Consider the following 18,563-nt stretch of genomic DNA (forward strand, 5'->3'; position numbering starts at 1 on the left):
TATTATCACTGGTACGGACAGTTGCAGACTTATTAGATGGATGAAGAAATACTGGAAAACAAAGATAAGGACGCTCAAGACATTTTTAACAGGCGTAAAACTCGATTATAGAGCTATATTAAATACCATTAGGGAAAATGTCACAAATGGAATCACAGAGGGATTTGTAAATAAGCTAAAAGCTGTAAAGAGAACTATGTATGGTAGAGCAGGCATTAAATTACTAAGAAGAAAGATGGTTCTGGAGCATATATTCTTCAACTAAATTAGAGAAGAACCGAATAAGTTGTCTGACCTTACCGGATTAGTTGTCATATATTTAGCCGCAATAGGTTATAGAAGATATTTCCAAAATTGATAAAGAACCAAACAAATAGGCAGAAGTCTCTAAATACAAGGGACTTCTGCCTAAAGTTTTATATATCAACAAATTACTTATCGTCCTCAATAGCAGCCTGTGCCGCAGCAAGACGTGCGATTGGCACTCTGAAAGGTGAACAGCTGACATAGTTTAGACCTACTCTATGACAGAACTTAACAGAACTTGGTTCACCACCATGCTCACCACATATACCACACTTCAAATCGGGACGAGTGGCACGGCCTTTCTTTACTGCCATTTCAACAAGTTGACCAACACCAGTCTGATCTAAAACTTGGAAAGGATCAACCTTTAATATCTTCTTATCAAGATATACTGGCAAGAAACTTGAAATATCGTCACGACTATAACCAAACGTCATTTGAGTAAGATCATTAGTTCCAAAACTGAAATATTCTGCTTTCTGTGCAATAATATCAGCAGTAAGAGCTGCACGAGGAATCTCTATCATCGTACCCACCTTAAATGGAATTTCAACACCTTCCTTTTCAAATATCTCTTTTGCTGTAGAATGAATAACTTCCTCCTGAATGTCAAACTCATTTACGATACCAATCAACGGAACCATTATTTCTGGTTGAGGATTATAACCTTCTTTCTTCAAATCAATCGCAGCACCAATGATAGCACGTGTTTGCATCGCTGTAATTTCAGGATAAGTATTACCAAGTCTACAACCACGATGGCCCAACATTGGATTGTGCTCACTCAATGAATTTACTCTATGCTGAATCTCCTCTACGGGAATACCCATTTCCTTAGCCATAATCTTCTGACCTTCAATATCATGAGGTACAAATTCATGCAATGGAGGATCAAGTAATCTAATATTAACAGGGCAACCATCCATTGCCTTGAGAATGCCATAGAAATCCTGTTTCTGATAAGGTAATAGTTTCTCTAAAGCCTGTACTCTACCTTCTTTCGTATCAGAAAGAATCATTTCACGCATTGCCTTAATCTTTTCATTCTCGAAGAACATATGTTCTGTACGGCAAAGACCTATACCTACCGCACCAAAACTACGAGCGACTTCTGCGTCATGTGGAGTATCAGCGTTAGTACGAACAACAAGTTTTGTATACTTCTTACAAAGATCCATCAATTTGGCAAAATCTCCTGTAACTTCAGCAGGCTTAGTCTTAACCTCACCAAGATAAACCTCACCGGTAGATCCATTAAGCGAGATAAAATCCCCTTCACGAATAATAACTCCATCAATATCTACAGTTCTATTCTTATAGTTAACATTTATAGCCCCAGCACCACTGACACAGCACTTTCCCATGCCACGTGCAACAACGGCAGCATGACTTGTCATACCACCACGAGCAGTAAGTATACCTTCGGCTGCATTCATGCCAGCAAGATCTTCAGGACTTGTCTCAATACGAACCATGATGACTTGATGACCATCGTCATGCCATTTTGCAGCATCATCAGCAAAGAAAACCACCTGTCCACATGCTGCACCTGGACTTGCAGGAAGACCACGAGTAAGAACCTTTGCACTAACCAAAGCTTCCTTGTCGAAAACAGGATGAAGAAGCTCATCAAGTTTATTAGGTTCGCAACGTTCAAGAGCAGTCTTCTCATCAATCTCGCCCTCAATAAGCAAATCCATAGCTATTTTAACCATGGCAGTACCAGTACGCTTACCATTACGAGTCTGGAGGAACCAAAGATGACCTTCCTGAACTGTAAATTCCATATCCTGCATATCATGATAATGTTTTTCCAACTTATCCTGAATATCATTCAACTGTACGAAAATCTCAGGCATAGCCTCTTCCATTGAAGGATATTTAGATGCACGAATTTTTTCATCAACAGATTGTTGTTTAGCCCAACGCAAAGAACCTTCTTTTGTAACCTGCTGAGGTGTACGAATACCAGCAACGACATCCTCTCCCTGAGCATTTACAAGATATTCACCATTGAAACGGTTTTCACCAGTAGCAGCATCACGGCTGAAGCAAACACCAGTAGCACTAGTTTTACCCATGTTACCGAATACCATAGCCATCACACTAACAGCTGTGCCCCACTCTGCAGGAATACCTTCCATCTTGCGATAAAGTATAGCACGTTCATTCATCCAAGAATCAAATACAGCACAGATTGCACCCCAAAGTTGATCCATAGGATTTACAGGGAAATCAAATCCTGTCTGTTCCTTGATTGCAGCCTTGAATTCAGCAACAAGCTGTTTCAATTCGTCAACATTCATTTCATTGTCTAGAGATATTCCACGCTGCTTCTTTACCTTAATTATAATGGCTTCAAAAGGATCAATATCCTCTTTATTTACAGGTTTCATGCCCATAACAACATCACCATACATCTGAACAAAACGACGATAGCTATCATAAGCAAAACATTCATTGCCTGTTTTACGAGCTAAGCCTTCAACAACTTCATCGTTCAATCCAAGATTAAGAATAGTATCCATCATACCAGGCATACTTGCGCGTGCACCAGAGCGTACACTCATCAAAAGGGGATTCTCTATATCACCAAACTTTGAATTCATCAAAGTTTCTATATGTTTTACAGATTTTATAACATCGTCTTTAAGAAGATCGACAACCTGTTGTTTGCCTTTTTCAAAGTATTCATTACAAACATCGGTAGTTATTGTAAAGCCAGGAGGAACTGGTACTCCTATAAGATTCATTTCAGCCAAATTAGCTCCTTTTCCGCCAAGCAGATTTTTCATATCAGCCTTACCTTCCGCCTTACCATTTCCAAAGGTATAAATTCTTTTTTCACTCATAGTTGATTAGGTATTCTAAATGTTTTTATACGTTAAAATTTTAAATCTATAATGCAAATATAATGTAAATTTATTAATAGCCAAAACTTTTATATGCTTTTTTGCAAACTAGACCTTACATTTTAGGATGTTAGCGGACACAGAATAATTTAATTACACGGTGAACAATGTAGTTTGGGATTATTTTAGTAATTTTGCACGGAAATAATAAAAAATATATGACAAGAAAACATAAGCCATACCCTATATTGGAGAATGTCGAGATTGAAGCTATTGCAGCTGAAGGCAAATGCCTCTTTCATCATGAGGATAAAGTAGTATTTGTACCTTTCTGTGTTCCTGGTGACATCGTTGACATACAGATAACAAGAAAGAAACACAGCTTCATGGAAGGGCGTGTTGTTAAATTCATTCAATATAGTAAGGTGCGCACTACCCCAATGTGTTCTCACTTCGGAATTTGCGGTGGATGCAAATGGCAGAACCTACCATATGAAGAACAATTAAAAGCAAAACAGCAACAGGTATTTGATCAACTTACTCGCATTGGTAAGATAGAACTACCCGAAATAAATCCTATCCTTGGAAGTGTTAAGACAAGTGAGTATCGCAATAAACTTGAATTCGGTTGCGCTAATAAGCGTTGGTATACGCAAGAGGAAATAAATGCGATGCCACCACGTGAAGAAGGAAAAGAAGGTAATCTGAATGAAAGTGCTATCGGCTTTCATATCACCGGAGCTTTCGACAAAATATACCCTATTGAGAAATGCTGGCTAATGGATGATTTCCACAACACTATTCGTAACGAAATACAAAAATATGCCAAAGAAACTGGCATGACTTTCTATGACATCAGAGCACAGCATGGATTACTGCGCGACATTATGATGAGAAACTCTAACACGGGTGAATTCATGGTGCTGATTCAGTTCCATTATGATGTTGAAGGAGATGAAGAAAGAGCTAAAGCATTACTTAAATACGTAGCTGATAAGTTCCCTGAAATAACAAGTTTAATATATGTAGACAACCAAAAGGGAAACGATACGTTTGGAGATTTAGAACTCACTACATTCAAGGGAACAGACTTTATATATGAAACAATGGAAGACCTTAAATTTAAAGTAGGTCCAAAGAGTTTCTACCAAACAAATACAGACCAAGCCTATCACCTATATAGCGTGGCAAGAGAATTTGCCAACCTATCAGGTAACGAACTTGTATATGACCTATATACAGGAACAGGAACTATTGCAAACTTTGTAGCTCATAAGGCGAAGAAAGTTATAGGTATTGAATACGTACCAGAAGCGATTGAAGATGCAAAAGTAAACAGCGAAATCAACAACATCACCAATACCCTATTCTATGCCGGTGACATGAAAGACATTCTTACAGATGATTTCATTGCAGAACACGGACATCCTGACATAATAATCACTGACCCACCACGTGCTGGCATGCATCAAGACGTGGTAAATGTAATACTAAACGCAGCACCAACGAGAATTGTTTATGTAAGTTGCAACCCTGCAACACAAGCTCGTGATTTAGCTTTGATGGATGCTAAATATAAAGTATCCAAGGTGCAACCTGTTGACATGTTCCCCCACACACCACATGTAGAGAATGTAGTGCTATTGGAGAAAAAATAGAGAATTATTTATTAAGAAGAGTAAAAATTTAAAATGAAAAAATTTCTATTAATCACGACTATGGCACTGGCTGCAATGTACGGCAATGCTCAAGAGTCTAAACCATTGTTTAACAATATCAAACTAAGTGGTTTTGGTATGGCCCAATATACTTACAATGGGCAGAAAAACGAAGAAAGCAATACATTCAATATCAGAATGTTGCGTTTAATTCTTGACGGAAAATTCCAAAACGACTTTTATTGGAAAGCTCAAATTCAGTTTAACGGCAATACCTCTACACTAGGTAACAGTCCTCGCATTGTAGACTTGTTTACTGAATGGCAGAAGTATGATTTCTTTAAAGTGAAAATTGGACAGTTTAAACGTCCATTTACATTTGAAAATCCTCTAGCACCTATTGAAGAGGGCTTTATGAGTTACAGCCAAGTTGTTACAAAGCTATCTGGTTTCAATGATCGTAATGGTGAACAGGCTAGCAATGGCCGCGATATCGGTTTGCAGATTCAAGGTGATTTCCTTAAAAACGGAGAGGGCAGAAACCTTCTTCATTATCAGATTGGTGTATTCAATGGACAAGGAATCAATACTAAGGATGTAGACCAACGCAAAGACATTATCGGAGGAATATGGGTAATGCCTGTAAATGGAATGAGAATTGGAGCATTCGGCTGGGAAGGATCTGTTGCTAGAAAAGGTACATGGCTAGATGAAAATGGTACATCACAAACAGGTGTTCGCTCATTACCAAAATACAGATATGCAATCAGCGGTGAATATATTACCAACGATTGGACATTCCGTTCTGAATATATTCATTCTACAGGTAAAGCATTCAAGACAGCTATAAATAATAGTGAAGACTATTCAAAATGCGATCTGAATACAACCATTGGCGACAAGGCAGATGGCTTCTACGGAATGGTCATTGCCCCAGTAGTAAGCAAAAAGCTATATGCTAAAGTTCGTTATGACATGTATCGTCCTAGTGCATCATGGGCTACTTCGAACACGCAATATGAAGCTGGTGTGAACTATATGATTAATAAAAATCTTCAGATAGATCTAGAATATGCAAGAGTTAACGACCGCGCAAAGTCTGATTACAACATATTAGATGCACAGGTTGATTTCAAATTCTAACATGAGTTAGCTATCTTGAAATAGCTAACAACAATAAAAAATTAAGGCATTCGATAATTTTCGGATGCCTTAATTCTTTACATTATAGTTCTTCACATTCCTTTAACCAAAGTGTACTTGCGGCATCACTTGGCATTCGCCAATCACCACGAGGACTAAGGCTTACACTACCAACCTTCGGTCCATCAGGCAGACAACTACGCTTAAACTGTTGGGCGAAGAATCTTCTGCAGAAAGTAGTAAGCCACTGCTTTATAACTTCATCATTATAAGTGCTGTAGAAAGCCTTTTGTGCTAACATAAAAATCTTACGTGGGCGGAAACCAAAGCGTAAAAAATAATACAAAAAGAAATCATGCAACTCGTAAGGTCCTACAAGGTCTTCTGTCTTCTGTTTGATATTTCCATTTTCATCTGCTGGAATAAGTTCTGGACTTATAGGAGTATCGATAATATCATTCAAAATAGCAGAAGTACCACCTTCCATTGTATCCGCAACATATCTAACAAGATATTTTATCAAAGTCTTTGGTATGCTTGAGTTTACACCATACATACTCATATGATCGCCATTGTATGTTGCCCAACCAAGAGCCAACTCAGAAAGATCACCAGTACCGATAACCATTCCATTGAGCTTATTACTTAAATCCATTAGAATCTGAGTGCGCTCACGTGCCTGTCCATTTTCGTAAGTAACATCATGAACATTGATATCATGGCCAATATCCTCAAAATGCTGTGTAACACTTTTTGCTATGCCAACTTCACGAATTGTAATACCAAGTCTTTTCATCAAACTTATGGCATTATTGTAAGTACGATCGGTAGTTCCAAATCCAGGCATAGTAACGCCAACGATACCACGTCTTTCAAGTTTCAGTTTGTCAAATGTTCTAACGCATACTAGTAAAGCCAACGTTGAATCAAGTCCGCCACTGATACCAATAACAACAGTCTTACAGTTGGTATGCACAATACGCTTAGCCAATCCCATAACCTGTATATTGAAAATCTCCTCACACGACTTTTTCATATCGTCTGTATGAGGAATAAACGGATGCGGCTCAACTTCACGTTCCAATTTAAAATCAGATTTCACGTCAATGCCATGACAATCAACAACGTGTTCATCAGTCATTACGTTACGTTGAGCTGTAACGAAAGTTGTATTATTTCTTCGTTCAGCACGCAATCTCTCTACATCAATCTGAGCAGTTACAATCTGAGCAGACAAAGAAAATCTCTCGCCCTCAGCAAGCAATTTTCCATTTTCATGTATAATAGCATTTCCACCATATACAACATCCTGCGTACTTTCACCAAATCCACAGCTGCTATAAACATATCCACACATTGTACGTGCACTCTGCTGAGACAACAGAGTTTTAAGATAGTCATGCTTTCCGATAAGTTCATCAGAAGCCGACATATTGAAAATTATATCAGCACCAGCCAAAGTAAGATTATTGCTTGGTGGTATCGGAGCCCATACATCCTCACAAATCTCAACACCAAACCTTACTCCCTGAGAAGTTGTAAAGACAGGAGATTTAGCTGGCATAATCATCTTATGTCCAGCAAAACGTATTTCCTCATGGCACAAATCAGCAGAAGACGCAAACCAACGTCTCTCATAAAACTCATTATAGTTTGGAAGATACGTTTTTGGAACAATACCCAAGATTTCTCCCTGCTGAATTACGACTGCACAATTCAACAACAAGTCACCAGCTATAACCGGAACGCCAACAATAGTTATGATATTAAGTTTTCTTGTAAAATCCAGCAATATCATAACCGCTGTCTCAGCAGACTCTAAAAGAATTTCCTGACGAAACAAATCCTGACAAGAATATCCTGTAACGGAAAGCTCTGGAAAAACTATAACTTCAACGCCCTGTCCTTCAGCTTGAGCAATAAGATTCTCAATCTGTGCAGTGTTGTATTTTACGTCACCGACTTTCACTGACGGTATGGCACTTGCGACTTTTATAAATCCGTAATTCATTATTACTACAAATTATATTCTACTTAATGTCTTATCGTATAGTAACTTGAGTGGCACCATATCCATATTCTTGGAAAGAAGCATCCTGATAAGCATATTTCTTATATCTATAATGTAATTCATTAATTATAGAGCCTCTCAGTACACCTTCACCCTTACCATGAATGAATACTATTTTCTGTCCTTTTTTATTTGCATATTCAGCTAAGGTATCACGAAATTTCTTCATCTGATAATTTAGAATATCAGCAGTAGTCATGCCTGCAGTTGTATCTAATAATTCATCAGCATGAAGATCAACGACAACTATGTCATCATCTCCACGATGCTTTATCTTAAAAACATTCCCATTTTTGCCGTCTTCATATCTGCGCATATAATTTCCGATATGCTCTGGTGATTCTTTCTTTTCATTATCAGCACCGGCAAACATTTCCTTTTTCAAAGCTTTAGGATCTATTACGAGAGGTCTTGCTGGTACATCATCAACAATGAGACTGTAAAGTAAAGCAGGAGATTCAAAGAACTGTGTATCTTGAAAAGTATGAAGCTTATAAAACTTCACTGGATCAATTCGGAACTGTGCATCTACACTAGGCTTCATAATAAAGCCCTTTTCTAGCTTATATGATATAAACTGTACCGCAATATGATTCATATCATTAAGAGCATCACGACCGAACTCTTCAATATACAGTTTGGTATTTGGTTCAACCTCTCCTTTAAATTTAAGGTTCCAACTATTACCTTCAGCTATCATATAACAGAACTGAATATAATAGTTGCTGTCATTAACAAAATATGTTTCAAAACGAGTTGAAGTCACATTATTTATATCCATTGGAACAAATGCTATATATGCACTGAGCATATTACCACCTTTGCGTTCCTCAACTGGCGCACGGAAAGTAACTTCCTTTTCGTCATCAACAGTGTCATATTTATCTTCTTCATTAAGAGAAGCATCAACATCATCCTGCCCGTCTTTCAATAATGTCTTTATACTGCGTCCATCAGGTTCTATTCCATTTTGTTTGGATTCAGCCGCCATTTTTGAACTTACAAGTTTTGATGTTGCATAGTTATCCTCGCCAATAAGAACAACCTCGTTTATAGGGAACGGTATTTGAAAACCGTCCTCGTCTTCAACGAGCACTATATTCTTTCCTTGGAAACCAGCGACCTTTCCGCCACCTGTCTCACTAAGAAATCTCACTTTATCTCCAATATTCATATTCAGATATTTTTATGGAATTAATAAAGAACTGTCACCATAACTAAGGAAGCGAAAATCGTGTCCCAAAGCATAATCATAAATGCTCTTCCAGTCACCTTTAACAAAAGCACTCACCAAAAGCAACAATGTACTCTGTGGTTGATGAAAATTAGTAACAAGCATTTTCACGATTTTATATTCATATCCTGGAGCGATGATAATCTGCGTACTGCTATGCAATGCCTCTACTCCACATCTATCTAACCAGTCAATGATATTCTGTATCGCTTGAACAGGAGAAATACCTTCTGCAATCTTGCCGTCTCTGCCATTATCATAAGGTTCCCACTGATTTACATGCAGGTCTTCCTCAGTAGCATCAGAATTCGTAGCCAATTTCACACCAATGTAATATAGACTCTCCAAAGTTCTCACACTCGTTGTGCCAACAGCGATAGCATTACATTCATGATTAACCAATTTCACAAGACTATGGCGATGAACTACTATATATTCAGTATGCATCTCATGTCCATCAATCTCCTCACTCTTAACTGGTTTAAAAGTTCCTGCACCAACATGTAAAGTTACCTCTTCACGGTCTATTCCATGTTCGTCAAGTGCATTAAGCACTCTATCTGTGAAATGCAGTCCAGCTGTTGGGGCAGCTACACTACCCTTTATCTTGCTATAAACAGTCTGATAAGTAGTTTTGTCACTTTCCTGTGTTTCCCTATTTAGGTATGGAGGAATAGGCAACTCACCAACCGTTTCCAAAATTTCAGCAAAGTTGATATTATCATTATCCCAATCAAAATCCACCCAATAGTTTGTTCCTGTAGCACTATGCTCACTTTCGCTCCTGTTTAACGTAGCTGTCAAAGTTAGTTTATGACCTTTAATTTCAAAGTCACGTTTCAGTGAACCATCCTTCCATTTTTTTAGATTACCAATCATACAAAGCCACGAGCAATGTCCTGTAGTCTGAAACATCAATTCGTAATCTACAGGTTCAGCCGGTTCCATAAGAAACACCTCAATCAGAGCACCAGTCTCTTTTCTAAAATGCATACGCGCCTGTATGACTTTTGTATTATTGAATACCATTAAGGCATTCTTTGGAAGATATTGTGGCAGATTATAAAAAATATCATCACTCAGACTACCATGATTGTATATCAAAAGTTTGCTATGGTCACGTTCCTCTAATGGGAATTTTGCAATTCTGCTATCAGGCAACTCGTAGTTAAAATCACTAATTTTAATATGTTTTGTATCCATTATCAATTAATTTCTCAATATTGTTGTTTCTAAAATACATTTACTGTTGCCAAAATCAAAGCATATAATACAGTAAGCGAAAGTGTTGTTATTACAATATCTACATCAATAAAACTATATCCTGTTGACGTATATTGAGAAGATATGTAATTAATGTGGGGATTGCGTTTGTAATATAAATAAGAATACATGAAATATGCTACGGCACCACACATCATTCCCCACAAGGTGCCGACGATTACATCAGACGGATAATGCATTCCCAAATATAATCTAGTATAGGCATTTATTGCTGCCCAAATAAATAATCCAAAATTAAGAATTCCACTTCTCACCAATAAAGCCATGAATGTTGCTATTGCAAATGTATTTGCTGCATGAGCAGAGAAAAAGCTAAACTGATCGCTGCTTACTCCATAAACGGTATCGATAATATATTTTGTAGCTAAATCATTTACTGGTCTGGGACGTGCAACAAGCGGTTTCACTATTAAGTCATCAACACCACCAGCAAGCATAACACTCAGTAGTACCCCACCAACAATAAAAAATATTTGAGCCATCGTCTCATTATTCTTCACGACGATATAAAACAACGCCAAATACAGAGGTATCCACGTAATCCCAGATGTAAGTGTTTTTATTACTCCATCAATAAAGAGATTGTCATTCTGATTAAAAAATGAAAGCAACTCTCTGTCCAATTCTATAATGCTAACAGCATCCAAAGCTTATTAATTATATATGTTAATATACTAAATTTCTTCTATCTTACCTTTAAGAATCCAACCTTCACGACCATCAGGGAGCCTGATTCCAGTCCAGCCTTTCATAGCACGATCAGTAATATAGACTTTTGTTCCTTCATGAATAATAAATTCATCAGCACTTCCAACCGACGGTGTCTTTTTCACATTTACAACAGGAGATGTAACAATAGCCCCACAACGGTTTTCAAAAAAACATTTCTGTTGATAAGCAAATAATATACTTAAAATAAAACATCCTATAAAAGTAAGCGATCCAAAGAAACCAACTTTTCTGAGACTTACTTTTTCGCAGAATAAATATACCAATAACAACAGCAATGCCATGATTACCGACACAACACTTATTTTAGCCCATCCGTCAACACTCTCAAAATTTACAACAGACTTATACCATGTAACGAAAAACATCTCGTCATCGTCAGCTACCTTATCTATTGTCTTGTTTCGTACAAATTGCAGATTGAATCTTATATCCTTGTTACCCGGATCAAGCATTGAAGCACGCTCATAATTAAGCAATGCACGTGTAATATTATCAACCTTATAATAAGCATTACCCAAATTATAATAGAGTTCTGAACTTACTCCATGTGTCAACAACTCTTCATAATCTTTTATAGCTTGCTGATAATTCGCCTTCTTATACTCTGCATCTGCCATATCTTTTGTCACAGCACCAACTGTCATGCTGAAAGCAAGAAAAGCAACTACGCAAAATATGATATGTAAAATATGTCTTTTCATTTTCAATTCACATTAATGTTTTCTTTTAGACTTGCCTTTAAAGACATTTTCAATCTCCATTATTGCAGACATTGCCGATTCAAAAGTACGGCTCATATTGCCAGCAACATCACCTGGAGCATACCTTTCAAATTCACATTCATCAATAGCATTGATAAATTTATCTATCGTATTGTCATCAACATCACTACCTTTAAGATTATCTGAGATATTCTCACGTGACAACTTCTCCACTGACATATTTAGTTTATCACCTACATATCCCCACAATGCGCGCAATACTTCATCATAGAATTCATTAGCCTTTGATGCCAGCATCAGTTTTTTAGCCTTACGAAGTCGCTTAGTAGCAACCTTGTTAGCCCTCTTTCCACGAGTCTTTACAACATCAGCCAAATCCATAGCACGCTTTCTAAATAGTATAAGCAATACTACGAAAACTATCAATGGCAAGAATAAAACTACGCAATATTGTGCAGAACCGAAAAAGAATTCATTAATATTATGAATCTTGGAACTTCCCTCCATTAATGGATGAATATCGTTATCCTTTTCAGCAAAGTCTGTAACACTGCCAGACTTACCATCACCCTTATCTACATTTATATTAAATGCCTGAGTTTTGATAGTCTTATAACTGTTACTACCAGTATCATAGTATGTGAATTCTGTCGCAGGAATAGTATAATGTCCTTGATTCTGAGGAACTGCAAGGAAGTCATAAACCATATTTCCTTCTACTCCATTAGCTGTAAGTTTAGTCTTATCAGTAACCTTAGCATCATACTTTTCAAAGTCCTTAGGGAAATTTACAACAGGCTGTTTGATTAGTTTCAAGTTGCCTATTCCTCCAACAACAAGACGAAGTTGAAGCGGTTCGCCTGCCTTAATACTCTTCTTGTTAAGTTGTGCTGAAATATTAAACTTACCAACACCTCCAGAAAAACCAACAGGGCGTTTAGGCAGAGGACTAACCATTATGCTAAGACTAGGGGCTTTGATGTCTCGTTTAACCTCAACATATCCAGATCCGCCATTAAAGAAAGCCTCAAATGGGTCAACATTTCTATTCTGCTGAACAACAATACCTTTGAATGTTATACTTGGAATTGTTAGTTTGCCTGTCATCTGTGGATACATCACATATTGACTCCATGTGACACATCTGTAGGCTCTGCCGTTTATACGTTCAACATGAAAACTCTTCTGTTGAGGCAACTGTACTTCCTGAGTATGGAACCCCGTTAAATCAGGCATTTTACCTTCCAACTGTGTCAGTTCAACTAATGTATATACCTTATATGTAAGCAATACAGGCTCCTGTTCATGTACATTGCGCTTATTGGCACTTACACGAATAAACAAGTCATTACCTGAAATACGAGAACCTGCAGCTTTCATAGCTGCACCACCATCGTTATCATAATTGTTAGCACTCTGCGAACCTCTTCCGCTAGCAGCATTGCCAACAATCGTAATAGTTACAGGACGTGAAGATATTCTTCTACCATTCACAACAACATGAGCGCCAGGAATTTTATACGTACCATGTTTTACTGCATATAATGTATATGTAAACGTAATCGAAGAAGAAGAACTGGTATGTCCATTTACCATCTGATAACTAGACTGTTGAGATGTATAAGGTCCAGCAATAACTTCTATTCCTGAAGGAATATTACCTGCACGGAAATCCTCTACGTCTTGAGTATTTACGGTATAAGAAAGTCTAAAATTATCACCTGCAGGCACTTTAGAAGGTGCCTGTACAGAAATGCTTTGTGCATACGAACATCCTATATCACAAAGAGTTATAGCCAATATCAATACAATATAACGAATATATCTATACATATAAGTCAATATAAAATAATCATTTTACCAATTTTTCTGCAATTTTCTGCTTCCTGTCTGCTGCATAGCCTTGCTGATACGTTGCTGAGTAGCCTTTTCTTCCTGCATCGCCGCGTTAAGCAACTGCTCTGCATTCTCTTTACTCATTCTGTCTTTAGGTTGCTGTTGCTTCTTGTCCTGCTTATTTTGGTCCTTGTTATTCTTATTTTGTTTGTCTTTATTCTTATCCTTCTTGTTTTTATCCTTATTTTTCTTGTCCTTCTGTTTATTATTCTGCTTATTCTTATCCTTTGGTTGATTTTTCAACAATCTTTTGCATAACGCAAGATTATATCTTGTCTGATTATCATTAGGATTGTTTCTCAAAGCCTCTTTATAAGCATTAATAGCGTCACCATACATCTGGTGTTTCTGACAAATTACACCAATGTTATGATAGCTCATAGCCTTTCTTATCTTACTCGTTTCAATTCGTCCTGATTTTTGAAACAAAGATGTTGCGGCAGAGTCTTTCTGCTGCATTAGCAAAGCATTTCCGAGATTATATATAGCTTGAGAATTATTCGGATTCTTTGAAATGGCCTTTCTATACTCCACTTCAGCCTTTGCATAATTTTGCTGGTGATATAGTTTATTGCCATTTCTGATATATTGTCTGTCTGATTGAGCAAATCCACTTGCACAAACAAAGATAGACAAAAGAATGAATATGTATTTAATACCTCTCATTATTTTTTCTTTTTAAACAATCTGACATTCTTAACCAATGGATTCTTAGATTCCAATACACAAATTTCAGCAATAAGCAAGAATATAAGTATCAGTCCAAATGCCTGGAACTGTTCATTGTACTCACTAAAAATAACACTATTGGTTTCGCCACTCTGCAACTTTGTCAATTCGTCATTAAGTTTTTCTTGAGCTTCATTAGTATTGTCTACGTGAATATACGTGCCACTACCCGCTTCAGCAACTTGTTGACACATCTGCTCATTCAAAGCCGACATAACAGTCTGTCCAGTGTTGTCTTTAAGATATCCACCATTTCCATCAGGAATAGGTGCCCCTTTTGGATCACCGACTCCTAGTATAAATACGTTAATACCCTTTTTACGAGCATCTTTAGCTGCTTCCAGAGCACCACCTTCATGGTCTTCACCATCAGTTATTACAATAATAGCCTTACCAACCTTATCCTGCTGAGTAAAACTGCTTTCTGACAATGTAATAGCCTTTGCTATATCAGTACCTTGAGTAGCGATAAGTGACGGTTCGATATTCTGCAAAAACATCTTTGCCGAAACATAATCGCTTGTAATAGGCAACTGAACAAAGGCATCACCCGCAAAGACAACAAGTCCCACCTTGTCATTATTAAAGTGGTCGACCATATTCTCAACTAGCAACTTGCTCTTTGCCAATCTTGATGGCATTACATCTTCTGCCATCATAGAATTACTTATATCAAGAGCTATAATAGCCTGTATTCCATTTCGTTTCTCGTGAGATACCTTGGTACCCATTTGTGGACGAGCTATCATACAAATAAGAATCGCTATTGCCGACATCAGCAACCAGAACTTCACTGTTGGACGATATTTAGAAACATCCGGCATGAGTTGTTTGAGCAGTTCAGGGTCACCAAACTTTCGTAGTTTGCTACGACGCTGTCGCCAAACTATAAATCTCACCATTGCCATTACAGGCAAGATGAGCAGCAACCACAGATATATTGAATCTTGAAATCTTAACATAGTTATATATATTTATGGGATACGACGCAATACTGTTGTACGCAATATTAATTCAAAAAGCAAGACTAGCAAAGCTGCTATTGCAAAAGGCTGATAAGCCTCATAACGCTTTGAGTATGTTTTAACATCCATCTTTGTCTTTTCCAATTTGTCTATATCCTTATATATTTGCTTTAATTCCCTATTATTTGTTGCTCTATAAAAATTACCTTCGGTCATAGCAGCAATATCACTCAATGTCTTTGTGTCTATTTCTACAGGAATATTCACATATTGGACACCACCTGCAACAGGCATTGGATAAGGAGCTACCTTGTTTGTACCCAAACCAATAGTGTAAACTCTTATGCCAAGGCTACGCGCAATCTGCGCACTTGTCATAGGAGATATATCACCCATATTATTACTACCGTCAGTAAGCAAAATTACAACTTTACTCCTTGACTTTGAATTTTTAAGTCTGCTTACAGCATTCGCCAATCCCATACCAACAGCTGTACCGTCAGAGATTAGTCCACGAGCAGCGATGTCTGTCCTCACACTTTGTAACAGATTAATAAGTGACGCATGGTCTGTTGTCATTGGACATTGAGTAAATGCTTCACCAGCAAATATTGTCAGACCGATATTGTCATTTGGACGGTCTGCAATAAATTCAGACGCTACATTTTTGGCAGCCTCAAGACGGTTTGGTTTTAAGTCCTCGGCAAGCATTGATGTTGAAACATCCATTGCCATCATAATATCTATTCCGTCAACTTGCTTATTATCCCATGAATTGTGTGTCTGTGGACGCGCCATAACAATGACAATAAGAGTGAAAGCTATACAGCGCAGCACCATAGGCAGATTTACAAGTCGCATGCGCCAACTTTTTGGTGCATAGCGATATGCAAAAGTGTCGCTCATCTGCATTGTGGGCTCACTTTTCTTTCGATATAGGAAATACCATAATATATACGGTATAAGCAATATCAATAATATGAAGTATTCTTTACTTGCAAATTCCATAATCTTATCCTAACAACTGATATACACTATATATAATATATACCAATAGTACAACAACAGCTACAGTAATAACAGAAATAAGCGACTTTATAGTCATTCTACTCTTTCGAGATTTTTCTTCGTCATCACTTAGTTGCGGTATAATTTTTTCTTCTGTTTCTTCGGTTGCCGTCTTCGTACCATCAATAAAGTTAATAGCGTTCACAAGATTAAGATCATTCTCATTAATCAACGCGCTATGCTTTGCGAATTTTACCAAGTCGGCAGTTTCAAACAACTCATGAAGTTCATCAATACTTTTTTGGTCACCACTTTCACGAAGTCTGTAAATGATTTCGTTACTTGTCATTTCCATTGCATTGAATCCAAATCTTTCCTGAATATACTGTCTAACAGTATCAGTAAGCTTTGTGTAATATTCTTTTTGATTTTCAGACACCTGCATGTGTTCGGACTTAATCTTATCGATTTCGTTCAAAGCCTTCTTGTGGGCAGGTATATGTTTTACAATACGTATTCTTGTTATAACAGGCTTATTACTTTTCAGTCTACTATACAGATAATATACAATGCAGCAAAGAATTACCAAGACCACGCTCAACCAAAAAGCCAAACTAAAATCAGCCCATTGGAAAGGATTATTCTGAACGTCTTTAGGTGGGAAAAATTGATTTGGATGAACTGTATCAACATCAACAGTCAGTACTTTCAGAGCTAATTGAGTTCCAACATAAGACTTACCGTTTACACTCACCTTTACAGGAGGAATAGCATATAATCTTTCGTCAAAACTAGTGAGAGTATAAATCTTGCTAACCTTTGTCATTCCGTCTACTTCAGATGTATCGCCATTCTCAGAATTTACGACTTCAACACCAGGAGTAATATACTGTGACGGTTTGAATTTCTGCCAATCAATCTTAGCACCATGCTGAGCCGTAACAGTTACAGTCATGTGAGCCTGCTGTCCGATAAGTATAGAAACAGAATCTATTTTCTGCTCCACCTGAACAGTTTGTGCGTGTCCGCTGAAACTTATTCCCAACAGACACATCAAACATATTATGATTTTCAGATATCTCATTTACGCTCTTTTCTTAAATAATAACATGAGGGCTTTAGCAAAGTCCTCATTTGTAGCAATAGAAGTCCAGTCAACGTTACTCATTGCAAAGAGCCTGCGCAAATCTTCCTCACGCTCCAACCAATAGGCAGTATGAGCATGACGAAATTTAGCTGAACTCGTGTCTATAATCATTTCGTGTCCTGTTTCTGCGTCGCGAACTTTCATTAGTCCGATATCAGGCAACATTTTGGCACGTTGGTCATACACCTGAATGGCTATCATATCATGCTTTGAATTAGCAATCTGCATCTCTTTGTAGAAATCATCACGTGTATAGAAGTCACTTAATAGGAATGCGGTGCAGCGTCTCTTCATCATCCTAGTGAGATACGAAACAGCCATGCCAACATCTGTGCGACGGCTTTGCGGTTTAAAATCCAACAATTCTCTGATAATATACAGGATGTGCTTTCTACCCTTTTTTGGTAAGATATATTTTTCGATCTTATCAGAAAAGAAAATCACACCAATTTTATCATTATTCTGAATGGCACTGAATGCAAGAGTTGCAGCAATCTCAGTAACCATGTCACGTTTTGTTTGGTGAATAGTACCGAAGTCAAGCGAACCGCTCACGTCAACAAGTAACATTACAGTAAGCTCTCTTTCTTCCTCAAACACCTTGACGTAAGGATGATGAAAACGGGCAGTTACATTCCAATCAATATCGCGTACATCATCGCCATACTGATACTCACGCACTTCGCTGAAAGCCATACCTCTACCCTTAAAGGCAGAATGATACTGACCCGCAAAAATGTTTTGACTTAGTCCGCGAGTTTTAATCTCTACCTTCCTTACTTTCTTTATGATTTCAGATGTTTCCATTAACTTAAT

At 37.5% G+C, this 18,563-nt stretch carries 15 protein-coding genes; 3 read left to right on the forward strand and 12 right to left on the reverse strand.

From position 1 onward, the window contains the following. On the forward strand, positions 1 to 265 hold a 265-nt coding region (locus tag B045_RS0105310; RefSeq protein WP_018463238.1), incomplete at its 5' end, for a transposase. A 166-nt stretch (positions 266 to 431) separates the two neighbouring features. Here B045_RS0105310 and ppdK read toward each other — a convergent pair. Beyond that, positions 432 to 3,158 carry a pyruvate, phosphate dikinase gene (gene ppdK / locus B045_RS0105315; protein ID WP_018463239.1) on the reverse strand — a complete coding sequence of 909 codons (2,727 nt, stop codon included), beginning with the start codon at positions 3,156 to 3,158 and terminating at the stop codon, positions 432 to 434. Between the two features lie 218 nt (positions 3,159 to 3,376). Between ppdK and rlmD the strand changes: the two genes are divergently transcribed. Both rlmD and B045_RS0105325 read left to right on the forward strand, forming a co-directional pair. Further along, positions 3,377 to 4,816, forward strand: coding sequence for a 23S rRNA (uracil(1939)-C(5))-methyltransferase RlmD (gene rlmD / locus B045_RS0105320; protein WP_018463240.1), 1,440 nt, complete (start codon positions 3,377 to 3,379; stop codon positions 4,814 to 4,816). A 33-nt stretch (positions 4,817 to 4,849) separates the two neighbouring features. Then, on the forward strand, positions 4,850 to 5,959 hold the full coding sequence (locus B045_RS0105325) for a porin (protein WP_025883112.1): 1,110 nt from the start codon (positions 4,850 to 4,852) through the stop codon (positions 5,957 to 5,959). Between the two features lie 82 nt (positions 5,960 to 6,041). On the opposite strand, the gene B045_RS0105330 is transcribed toward B045_RS0105325, so the two are convergent. The 11 genes from B045_RS0105330 to B045_RS0105380 are packed head-to-tail and all read right to left on the reverse strand — an operon-like array spanning position 6,042 to position 18,554. Continuing rightward, positions 6,042 to 7,970, reverse strand: a complete 1,929-nt coding sequence (locus tag B045_RS0105330) for an NAD(+) synthase (RefSeq protein WP_018463242.1) — start codon at positions 7,968 to 7,970, stop codon at positions 6,042 to 6,044. 31 nt (positions 7,971 to 8,001) lie between these two features. Next, entirely contained in the window at positions 8,002 to 9,204 is a 1,203-nt protein-coding gene (locus B045_RS0105335; RefSeq protein WP_018463243.1) for a DUF2027 domain-containing protein, read from the reverse strand. Positions 9,205 to 9,216: 12 nt separating this feature from the next. Further along, positions 9,217 to 10,467 carry an S-adenosylmethionine:tRNA ribosyltransferase-isomerase gene (locus B045_RS0105340; RefSeq protein WP_018463244.1) on the reverse strand — a complete coding sequence of 417 codons (1,251 nt, stop codon included), beginning with the start codon at positions 10,465 to 10,467 and terminating at the stop codon, positions 9,217 to 9,219. A gap of 29 nt (positions 10,468 to 10,496) precedes the next feature. Further along, entirely contained in the window at positions 10,497 to 11,195 is a 699-nt protein-coding gene (locus B045_RS0105345; RefSeq protein WP_018463245.1) for a phosphatase PAP2 family protein, read from the reverse strand. A gap of 27 nt (positions 11,196 to 11,222) precedes the next feature. Then, positions 11,223 to 11,981 (reverse strand): tetratricopeptide repeat protein, encoded by a 759-nt coding sequence (locus B045_RS15625; protein ID WP_025883116.1) that lies wholly within the window; start codon positions 11,979 to 11,981, stop codon positions 11,223 to 11,225. A gap of 12 nt (positions 11,982 to 11,993) precedes the next feature. Continuing rightward, on the reverse strand, positions 11,994 to 13,835 hold the full coding sequence (locus tag B045_RS0105355) for a BatD family protein (RefSeq protein ID WP_018463247.1): 1,842 nt from the start codon (positions 13,833 to 13,835) through the stop codon (positions 11,994 to 11,996). Between the two features lie 24 nt (positions 13,836 to 13,859). Beyond that, positions 13,860 to 14,564, reverse strand: a complete 705-nt coding sequence (locus B045_RS0105360) for a tetratricopeptide repeat protein (RefSeq protein ID WP_018463248.1) — start codon at positions 14,562 to 14,564, stop codon at positions 13,860 to 13,862. Beyond that, positions 14,564 to 15,589, reverse strand: coding sequence for a vWA domain-containing protein (locus tag B045_RS0105365; protein WP_018463249.1), 1,026 nt, complete (start codon positions 15,587 to 15,589; stop codon positions 14,564 to 14,566). Before B045_RS0105365 ends, B045_RS0105360 begins: the two co-directional genes overlap by 1 nt. Before the next feature lie 12 nt (positions 15,590 to 15,601). Then, the gene (locus tag B045_RS0105370; protein WP_025883119.1) at positions 15,602 to 16,600 is read right to left on the reverse strand and encodes a vWA domain-containing protein; all 999 of its coding nucleotides are present in this window, start codon (positions 16,598 to 16,600) and stop codon (positions 15,602 to 15,604) included. Between the two features lie 4 nt (positions 16,601 to 16,604). After that, entirely contained in the window at positions 16,605 to 17,684 is a 1,080-nt protein-coding gene (locus tag B045_RS0105375; protein WP_025883121.1) for a membrane exported protein, read from the reverse strand. After that, on the reverse strand, positions 17,685 to 18,554 hold the full coding sequence (locus B045_RS0105380; protein WP_018463252.1) for a DUF58 domain-containing protein: 870 nt from the start codon (positions 18,552 to 18,554) through the stop codon (positions 17,685 to 17,687). It abuts the gene before it with no gap. Positions 18,555 to 18,563 lie beyond the last annotated feature (9 nt).

Origin of the sequence: Segatella paludivivens DSM 17968 = JCM 13650 (genome assembly GCF_000373185.1) — a bacterium.
In the GTDB taxonomy this organism is placed as follows: domain Bacteria; phylum Bacteroidota; class Bacteroidia; order Bacteroidales; family Bacteroidaceae; genus Prevotella; species Prevotella paludivivens.

Coding starts and splice junctions, on each gene's coding strand:
- ppdK (WP_018463239.1), bottom strand. CDS start 3,158: ATGAGTGAAAAAAGAATTTATACCTTTGGAAATGGTAAGGCGGAAGGT.
- rlmD (WP_018463240.1), top strand. CDS start 3,377: ATGACAAGAAAACATAAGCCATACCCTATATTGGAGAATGTCGAGATT.
- B045_RS0105325 (WP_025883112.1), top strand. CDS start 4,850: ATGAAAAAATTTCTATTAATCACGACTATGGCACTGGCTGCAATGTAC.
- B045_RS0105330 (WP_018463242.1), bottom strand. CDS start 7,970: ATGAATTACGGATTTATAAAAGTCGCAAGTGCCATACCGTCAGTGAAA.
- B045_RS0105335 (WP_018463243.1), bottom strand. CDS start 9,204: ATGAATATTGGAGATAAAGTGAGATTTCTTAGTGAGACAGGTGGCGGA.
- B045_RS0105340 (WP_018463244.1), bottom strand. CDS start 10,467: ATGGATACAAAACATATTAAAATTAGTGATTTTAACTACGAGTTGCCT.
- B045_RS15625 (WP_025883116.1), bottom strand. CDS start 11,981: ATGAAAAGACATATTTTACATATCATATTTTGCGTAGTTGCTTTTCTT.
- B045_RS0105355 (WP_018463247.1), bottom strand. CDS start 13,835: ATGTATAGATATATTCGTTATATTGTATTGATATTGGCTATAACTCTT.
- B045_RS0105360 (WP_018463248.1), bottom strand. CDS start 14,564: ATGAGAGGTATTAAATACATATTCATTCTTTTGTCTATCTTTGTTTGT.
- B045_RS0105365 (WP_018463249.1), bottom strand. CDS start 15,589: ATGTTAAGATTTCAAGATTCAATATATCTGTGGTTGCTGCTCATCTTG.
- B045_RS0105370 (WP_025883119.1), bottom strand. CDS start 16,600: ATGGAATTTGCAAGTAAAGAATACTTCATATTATTGATATTGCTTATA.
- B045_RS0105375 (WP_025883121.1), bottom strand. CDS start 17,684: ATGAGATATCTGAAAATCATAATATGTTTGATGTGTCTGTTGGGAATA.
- B045_RS0105380 (WP_018463252.1), bottom strand. CDS start 18,554: ATGGAAACATCTGAAATCATAAAGAAAGTAAGGAAGGTAGAGATTAAA.